At 72.7% G+C, this 7724-nt stretch carries 11 protein-coding genes and 1 pseudogene; 9 read left to right on the forward strand and 3 right to left on the reverse strand.

Features of this window, described 5'->3' with window-relative positions; translation table 11 throughout:
- Positions 1-60: 60 nt before the first annotated feature.
- The 4 genes from IE249_RS10815 (at position 61) to IE249_RS10830 (ending at position 1418) form a co-directional block, all read left to right on the forward strand.
- Entirely contained in the window at positions 61-663 is a 603-nt protein-coding gene (locus IE249_RS10815) for a DUF5947 family protein (protein ID WP_189704579.1), read from the forward strand.
- A 25-nt stretch (positions 664-688) separates the two neighbouring features.
- A complete protein-coding gene (locus IE249_RS10820) occupies positions 689-895 on the forward strand; it encodes a hypothetical protein (protein ID WP_189704580.1) in 207 nt (68 codons plus the stop codon).
- Positions 896-969: 74 nt separating this feature from the next.
- On the forward strand, positions 970-1125 hold the full coding sequence (locus tag IE249_RS10825) for a hypothetical protein (protein ID WP_189704581.1): 156 nt from the start codon (positions 970-972) through the stop codon (positions 1123-1125).
- 56 nt (positions 1126-1181) lie between these two features.
- Positions 1182-1418 carry a hypothetical protein gene (locus IE249_RS10830; RefSeq protein WP_189704582.1) on the forward strand — a complete coding sequence of 79 codons (237 nt, stop codon included), beginning with the start codon at positions 1182-1184 and terminating at the stop codon, positions 1416-1418.
- Here the strand turns inward: IE249_RS10830 and IE249_RS10835 are convergent.
- Positions 1388-2464 (reverse strand): PP2C family protein-serine/threonine phosphatase, encoded by a 1077-nt coding sequence (locus tag IE249_RS10835; protein ID WP_189704583.1) that lies wholly within the window; start codon positions 2462-2464, stop codon positions 1388-1390. The genes IE249_RS10830 and IE249_RS10835 overlap by 31 nt on opposite strands.
- A 167-nt stretch (positions 2465-2631) precedes the next feature.
- Between IE249_RS10835 and IE249_RS10840 the strand changes: the two genes are divergently transcribed.
- The 3 genes from IE249_RS10840 to IE249_RS10850 all read left to right on the forward strand — a co-directional run bounded on the left by IE249_RS10840 (position 2632) and on the right by IE249_RS10850 (position 5378).
- Positions 2632-3123 carry a nitroreductase family deazaflavin-dependent oxidoreductase gene (locus tag IE249_RS10840; RefSeq protein ID WP_189704584.1) on the forward strand — a complete coding sequence of 164 codons (492 nt, stop codon included), beginning with the start codon at positions 2632-2634 and terminating at the stop codon, positions 3121-3123.
- 404 nt (positions 3124-3527) lie between these two features.
- Positions 3528-4439: a YihY/virulence factor BrkB family protein gene (locus IE249_RS10845; RefSeq protein WP_189704585.1), complete on the forward strand. Its 912-nt coding sequence runs from the start codon at positions 3528-3530 to the stop codon at positions 4437-4439.
- 63 nt (positions 4440-4502) lie between these two features.
- Positions 4503-5378 carry an RNA polymerase sigma factor SigF gene (locus tag IE249_RS10850; RefSeq protein ID WP_189704586.1) on the forward strand — a complete coding sequence of 292 codons (876 nt, stop codon included), beginning with the start codon at positions 4503-4505 and terminating at the stop codon, positions 5376-5378.
- Positions 5379-5448: 70 nt separating this feature from the next.
- Here the strand turns inward: IE249_RS10850 and IE249_RS10855 are convergent, their stop codons facing one another.
- Entirely contained in the window at positions 5449-6438 is a 990-nt protein-coding gene (locus tag IE249_RS10855; RefSeq protein WP_189704587.1) for an aldo/keto reductase, read from the reverse strand.
- Positions 6439-6682: 244 nt separating this feature from the next.
- Here IE249_RS10855 and IE249_RS10860 point away from each other — a divergent pair, with 244 nt between their 5' ends.
- The gene (locus tag IE249_RS10860) at positions 6683-7144 is read left to right on the forward strand and encodes a DUF6325 family protein (RefSeq protein ID WP_189704588.1); all 462 of its coding nucleotides are present in this window, start codon (positions 6683-6685) and stop codon (positions 7142-7144) included.
- A gap of 56 nt (positions 7145-7200) precedes the next feature.
- Positions 7201-7494, forward strand: coding sequence for an SHOCT domain-containing protein (locus IE249_RS10865; RefSeq protein ID WP_189704589.1), 294 nt, complete (start codon positions 7201-7203; stop codon positions 7492-7494).
- 34 nt (positions 7495-7528) lie between these two features.
- On the opposite strand, the pseudogene IE249_RS36890 reads toward IE249_RS10865, so the two are convergent.
- Positions 7529-7724, reverse strand: a pseudogene (locus IE249_RS36890) (hypothetical protein); the annotation flags it as partial.

The following is a 7724-nucleotide window of genomic DNA, read 5'->3' on the forward strand; positions in this document are numbered from 1 at the left end:
ACACCGGCAACGGCAAAACCCTCACCACCCACCACACCCCCACCTACGGCCCCCAAACCCATGCCTGACACCACGACCTCGGGAGCCCTGGCACGGGTGGTGCGCGGCGTCGCCCAGTTGCGGACGCGGGCCGCGGAACAGTGCGATCTGTGCGGGCAGCAGGTGCCGCCGGACCACCGCCATCTGCTGGACACCGGGAGCGCGGAGCTGATGTGCGCGTGCCGGGCCTGCTCGGTGCTGTTCGTCGAGGAGGCCGCGAGCGAGGGGCGTTACCGGCTGGTGCCCGAACGGCGGGTCAGACTGCCCAAGCTGGACACCACCGCCCTCGGGGTGCCGGTCGGCCTGGCGTTCTTCGTGACCCACCGGGACGGCACCGTCACGGCCCACTATCCGAGCCCGGCCGGTGCCACCCGGTGGGAGGCCGATGTCGGGGCCTGGCGCGAACTGGCGGCGGACTGCGCGCCGTTGGCGACGCTGGAGCCGGATGTCGAGGCGCTGCTGGTCAACACCGCCCGTGGCCAGGAGCACCACTGGATCACCCCGGTCGACGACTGCTTCCGCATGGTCGCCGTCGTACGGACGCACTGGCGCGGTCTGTCCGGCGGCGGGCGGGTCTGGCCGGCGATCGAGGAATTCTTCGCCGAGCTCACCGAACGGCAGTGAGCGCATCGAGAGTGAGGAGCAGACCATGGGCAGGATCAGAGTCGGCAAGCCCGACGTGAAGCCGGACGCCCCCAAACACGTCCCCGGGCTGCACGAGGGCAACTCGGGCCCCTACGAACGGCAGCCGGGCCACCACAAGGACGGCACCGCCGACGCGCGCCGCTCCACGGGCATCCACTGGCGCAAGCACAACGCCATGATGAAGATCATGCCGAACCTTCCGCCGGGCTGAGACGGCCGCATGGCGGGCCGGACCGTACGACAGGTCGGTACAGGCATGGACACACGAACCGGGAAGGAGCGGGGATGAGGATCACCGCCAAACAGGTGCTGACGGCGCAGGCCGTCGTGGTCGGCGGGCTGGCGCTCGTCCTGCTGGTCCGGGAGATGCCGGGGATCATGCGTGAGATCAGGATCTGGCGGATGGTGGGCCTCGGCACCGGCTCCCGCCCGCCCCGCTGACGGCCCCGGCCCGTCCCCGGCCCCGGCGTCCCGGAGGCGGCTCCGGGGCCGGTCCGGTGAGCGGGCTGGAAGGGCGGCGCGACAGCAGGGACGTGCCGTCGACCCGCCGCGCCGAGGTCACGGCGATCGTCGAGCGGCTCGCCCCCGGCCGGCGTGCAGCGCTCGTCGAGGCGCTCGCCGCCTTCAACGCCGCGGGCGCGGAACCCCCGGTACCCGCGGCCGGCGACCTCGAACTCCACGCCCTCGGCCGGCCGGTGCCCCGTCAGGCGGCCCCCTCGGAGTGCTCCCGGTAGCGGACCAGGAGCATCGCCGCGTCGTCGTGGAGGGGGCCCTCGGCGTAGCGGATCAGGTCGTCGCGCAGCCCCTCGAGCGCCTGGCGCGCGTCGGGCTCCTTCAGCAGCACCGCGCGGTCCGGCAGCGGATAGAAGTCGCCCCGGGCGTCACGGGTCTCGGTGACGCCGTCGGTGTAGAGCAGCAACTGGTCCCCGGGCGCGAACCGGACCGTGAACGGCTTGGCCTCGGGCCCGCCATGGACCGCGAGCCCCAGGGGCAGCGCGTACTCGGCGGGCTCCGGGAAGTCGAGCGTGCCGTCGCGCCGCATCACCAGCGGCGGCGGATGGCCGTAGTTGAGGAAGACGACCTGGTGGTCGGAGCGGACCTCGGCCAGGATCGCGGTCACGAACTTCTCGCCGTCGCCCTCCCGGCCCACACTGCGCTCCAGCCGCGCGCCCACACCGCCGAGGTCCGGCTCGTCGTGCGCCGCCTCCCGGAAGGCACCCAGCACCACCGCCGCCGTCTCGACCGCGGCGAGCCCCTTGCCCTGCACGTCCCCCACGATCAGCCGCACGCCCCGCGGGGTGGCGACCACCTCGTACAGATCACCGCCGATGTGCGCCTCGGCGACCGCCGAGGTGTACGACACCGCCATCCGCAGCGAGCCCACGTTCAGCGGGACCGGCCGCAGCAGCACGCGCTGGGCGGCCTCCGCGACCGACCGCACCCCGGCGAGCTCGGCCTCCCGTCTGCCGCGCATCACCGCGGCCGCGATCCCCGCCCCCGTCACCCCGGCGACCGAGGCCATGGCCGTGAAGCCGCGCCGCTCCGCGAACAGCCCGTCGTACATGCCGAGCGCGAGGCACAGCAGCAGCGCGAAGACGCCGACGAGGGCCGTACGCCGCCATCCGCCGACCAGTCCGGAGAAGGCGGGCCCCAGCGACACCAACGGCAGGAGTCCCACGCTCGGGCCGGCCACCAGGTCCACCAGCGCGACGGCGGACATGGTGATCAGCGGCAGCCAGGACAGGACCACATGCCGTGGCTGTGGTCGCTCTCCGGTCATTGACGTACTCCCGCGGTGCTCCGGTTCGGGACGACCACTCCTCGCGGCGTCCGGACTCCTTTAGACTATGCAAAGGTTCTGCCGCCAAACGGCGGAGCACGGAACCTCGTTACCCAAAAGAAGTGCCCCGGCGCTTCTCCCTCCAACGCGGAAGGCGGCGGTCGGCCATGGCGGAAGGGCCCGAGCGGATCGAGCACCGGGCCCGGCCCAGGGGGTGGCAGCGCGCCGTCGCACGGCTGCCGCTCAGGCTCTACCGCGTCGGCCTCGGCCCGCTGTTCGGCGATCGGCTGTTGCTGCTGCACCACACCGGGCGCACCTCCGGTCTCGACCGTTCGGTGGTGCTCGAAGTGGTCACGCGCGATCCGGCCGCCGGCAGCTGGACCATCGCCTCCGGCTTCGGCCCCCGGGCCGACTGGTACCTCAATCTGCGCCGGCGGCCCGAGACCGTGATCCAGGTCGGCAACCGCCGCCACCGCGTGACCGCGCACTCCCTCACGCCCGGGGAGGGCGGCGAGATCATGGCCCGCTACGCCCCGAGGCATCCGCGGGTGGCCCGCCGGCTGTGCGCCTTCATGGGCTTCACCGTCGACGGCAGCGAGGCCGGCTACCGCAGGGTGGGGGAGTCGATCCCCTTCGTACGCCTCGAAGCGGACCGGTAAAGCGGACCGATGAACAGGTCGCCGAAGGCGCGGCGGACTGCCGGGAAGTCCTTCTTCACCTGGATCGGGCCTGCCGGCCGACGTACGGCCCCCCAGGACCGACCTGAGGCCGGGGGTGCCGCGTCCTGGCCGGCGTACTTCCGCCGCCGAGGCCGTCGCGGAGGGGGTGTGCGACCGCAGCGCGCCACGCGCCGCGCGCCGCGCGGCTTCGGCGCGCCTCCGGTGACGACCGCCCGCACCCTCGCCCGGCCGTGCCGCGTCGCTCGCCCGGACGCCTGTCCCGGGCACCTCGGACCGGGTCCGTGACGCATCGTGGAGGGGAATCCGGGCATATGTGTCACAGCCGTGGCCCGGGCCGGGTCCGACGGACGGAACCGCACATCACCGCAGAAAGGGCCTGGCTCATGACCACGCGGACCTCACCGGCCGTGCCCGCCGCCGGCTCCCCGGCGACCGGCGTCTGGTGGCCGGCTCTGCGCCGCACCCCGGTCTCCATGTGGCGCGACGACGTCTCCGACCACGCCGCCGCCCTGACGTACTACGCGATTCTTACCGTGGTCCCCGCCCTGCTGGTCACCGTCATCGCCTTCGCGCTGATCAGCCCGGGCACGGCGGAGCAGCTCATCGTGCACGTCACCGCCTACGCGCCCGCGCAGTCCGGTGCCCAGCTCCACGACGTGCTGGCCCGTATGCTGCGCGCCGACTCGACGACCTGGACGCTGCTGGTCACCGGCGCGGCCAGCGCCCTGTGGTCCGCCTCCAGCTACCTCGCGGTGTTCCGCCGCGCGCTGCACCGCATGCACCGGACGGAGGACCGGCGCTCGCCGCTGCGGCGCGCCCACCGCATCGTGCTGACCGCCCTGGCCCTGCTGGGACTGCTCGTCGTCAGCGCGCTCGTGCTGCTGCTGACCGGTCCCGTCGCCGAGGCCGCCGGCCGCCTCCTCGGCCTGGACGCCACCGTGGCCTGGGCGTGGAACCTGCTGCGCTGGCCGCTGCTGCTCGGTCTGGCGGCCGTCCTGGTGGTCGTCGTCTTCCACACCGGTCCCACCGCGGCGCGCCGGCGCCGGCACAGTCTGCCCGGCGGCGTCCTGGCCGCCGTGCTGTGGCTGGCCGTCTCGGCGGCCTTCGCCATGTACGCCTCCGTGCTCGGCGCGTACAGCAGGCTCTACGGCTCCCTCGCCGGCGCGGTGGTCTTCCTCGTGTGGCTGTGGCTCTCCAACCTCGCCCTGCTCACGGGTGCGCAGTTCACCGCGGAACTGAGCCGTGGATCCGAAGGTCCGGCGATTCCGGCGCATGCGAGGCGTGAGCCGGGGTAGGCGCTCTTGCGTCGGCTCACAGCGGACAGGCGTCGAGCCGGTCGACTCGGGAGGGAACGGACGATGACGGAAGCGACCGTGGCGAACGCGAGGGCGAACGCGGACACGGGCACGGACACGGGCACGCCCACCACCCGGCTTCCGGAGGTCGCCGACCCCACGCGGGTCGCCCCCAGGGACGCGCGTGCGCTGTCCAGGCTGTTCTTCGACCAGCTCGCGACGCTGGAGGAGGGCACGCACGAGTACCAGTACGCGCGCAACACTCTGATCGAGATGAACATGTCCCTCGTCCGGTACGCGGCGGCGCGGTTCCGCAGCCGCGGGCCGGAGGAGATGGAGGACATCGTCCAGGTCGGCATGATCGGGCTGATCAAGGCGATCGACCGGTTCGAGCTGACCCGCGAGGTGGAGTTCACCTCCTTCGCGATCCCCTACATCGTGGGCGAGATCAAGCGCTTCTTCCGCGACACCTCCTGGGCCGTCCACGTGCCGCGCAGGCTCCAGGAGGCCCGCGTGGAGCTGGCCCGGGCGACGGAGGAACTGCGCAGCCGGCTCGGCCGTACGCCGACCGTCAAGGAGCTGTCGGAGCTGATGAGCCTTTCCGAGGAGGAGGTCATCGAGGCCCGGCTGGCCGCCAACGCCTACAACTCCTCCTCCCTGGACGCCGCCCTGGGCACCGGCGAGGACGGCGAGAGCGTGCTCGCCGACTTCATCGGCGCCGACGACACGGCCCTGGAACTGGTCGAGGACTTCCACGCCCTGGCCCCGATGATCGCCGAACTCGGTGAACGGGACCGGCGGATCATCCACATGCGGTTCGTGGAGGAACTCACCCAGGCCCAGATCGGCGAACGCCTCGGCGTGTCCCAGATGCACGTCTCCCGGCTGCTCTCGCGCACCCTGTCCCGGCTGCGCGAGGGCATGCTGTCCCAGAACTGAGGGCTCTGCATCCCGGCCGGCCCGGGGCCCCGGGCCGGCCGGGATCCGGGGCCCCGGGCCGTTCTCCGCGTCAGCGGTTCACGGCGCGCATGCCCGCCTCGTCGTAGCGCGCGCCGGCGGCGCCGGGGAGTTCGGCGTCGATGCGGGCCAGGTCGTCCGCGGTGAGTTCGACGTCGACCGCGCCGGCGTTCTGCTCCAGGTAGGTGCGGCGCTTGGTGCCCGGGATCGGGACGAGGTCCTCGCCCTGGGCCAGCACCCAGGCGATCGCCAGCTGCGCCGGCGTCACGTCCTTCTCCGCGGCGATCTCCTTCACCTTCCCGGCGAGCCGCAGGTTCGCCTCCAGGTTGTCGCCGGTGAAGCGGGGGCCGCTGCGGCGCCAGTCGTTCTCGTCGAGTTCGTCGGGCGAGGAGAACCGGCCCGCCAGGAAGCCGCGGCCCAGCGGCGAGTACGGCACGAACCCGATGCCGAGCTCCCGGCAGGCGGGCAGCACCTCCGCCTCGGGGTCCCGGGTCCACAGCGAGTACTCGGTCTGCACCGCCGTGACCGGGTGCACGGCGTTGGCGCGGCGGATGGTCTCCGGCGCCGCCTCGCTCAGCCCGATGTGCCGGATCTTGCCCTCGGCGACCAGCTCCGCCAGCGCGCCCACCGTCTCCTCGATCGGCACCTCGGGGTCGACGCGGTGCTGGTAGTACAGGTCGATGTAGTCGGTTCCGAGCCGCTGCAGCGATCCGTGGACGGAGCTGCGCACGTGCTCGGCGGAGCCGTCCTGGCGCCCGATCGTGCTCATGTCGCCCGGAACCGCGTTGTCCATCCGGTAGTTGAACTTGGTGGCGATCACGTACTCGTCGCGGTGACCCTTGATCGCCCGGCCGACGAGCATCTCGTTCGTCAGCGGCCCGTAGAGCTGCGCGGTGTCGATGAAGTCGACGCCGAGCTCCAGGGCCCGCCGGATGGTCCTGATGGCCTCGTCCTCGTCGGAGGAGCCGTAGAAGGCGGACATGCCCATGGCGCCGAGGCCGATGGCCGACACCTCGAGGTCCCGCAGCCTGCGCTGTTTCATGTGGATTCCAGCCCTTCGTTCACGGTCGGTCTTCGATTCCGACGTTAGGAGCTGAAGTGCGCTCCAAGTCAAGGACGGGCCCGCGGCCCCGCGCCGGGCCGCCGGCCGCCGGACGTGCGAGGCCTCCGGCCGCGTGCTGCAATGGGCGTGGAGGGCCCGGTCACCGCCGGCCGCGCCGAGGGCGCGCGCCCGAGCGGCGAGGTCGGCCCGGCCCGGATCCCGTCCATCCCCCGGAGGAACGGCCATGAACGACGTCGAAGAAATGGGCCCCGTCGACTACCTGGTCATCGAGTTCCCCGGCAATCGCATGACCGGCGAGGGCTTCCCGCTCCTGGTCGACCTGGTCGAGCGGGGGATCATCCGGATCATCGACCTGACGTTCGTACGCAAGGACACGGACGGGTCGGTCGCCGCGCTGGAGCTGAGCGATTTCGGTGACGAGATCGACCTGTCGGTCTTCGAAGGCGCGTCCTGCGGTGTGCTGGACCAGGGCGACCTCGACGAGGCCGGGGCCGCGCTGGAGCCCGGCAACTCCGCCGCCGTCCTGGTGTACGAGAACCTGTGGGCCGCGCCCCTCGCCCGCGCGCTGCGGCGCGGCGGGGCCCAGCTCGTCGCCGGCGGCCGGATCCCGGTGCAGGCGCTGCTGGCCTCGCTGGACGCCACGGAGGGGGCGACCACGCCGCCCGGAGGCTCCGCGGCCGCCTGACCTTCCCGCACCCGGCAGGGAGGACCTTCCGCACCCAGCAGGGGAGATGAGAGAACATGCCCGGACTTCTCCGCGGCGTCGCGCGCACCGCCGTCGTCGCCGGCACCGCCACCGCCGTGTCCAACCGCGTCTCGCGCCGCCAGGCGGGACGCTGGGCGCAGCAGGACGCCCAGCAGCAGCCCCAGCAGGAGTACGCGCAGCAGCCGGCCGCTGCGCCCACGGCGCCGCCCTCCACCGACGACGAGATGACGAGCAAGATCGACCAGCTCAAGGAGCTGGGCGAGCTGAAGGCCCAGGGCGTCCTCACGGAAGAGGAGTTCGCAGCGCAGAAGCGCCGGGTGCTGGGCTGACGCCTCGGCCGGCCTCAGCGAGCCCCGGCCGGCGTCAGTAGCGCTGCGCCTTCGCCAGTACGGCGGTCAACTGGGGCTCGGCCGGCGACCGGCTGAACACGATCGGCTGGTCGCTGTGGCCGGGCTCCAGGTTCTCCGCGCCCACGTAACGGGTCTCCACGACCTGGCCGTCCGGGTTCCTGAAGTCGACCTGCACGGCGTACGACGCCTTCTGGTTCGTCTTGTTGGTG

The organism is Streptomyces anandii JCM 4720 (genome assembly GCF_014650655.1).
Classification (GTDB): Bacteria; Actinomycetota; Actinomycetes; order Streptomycetales; family Streptomycetaceae; genus Streptomyces; species Streptomyces anandii.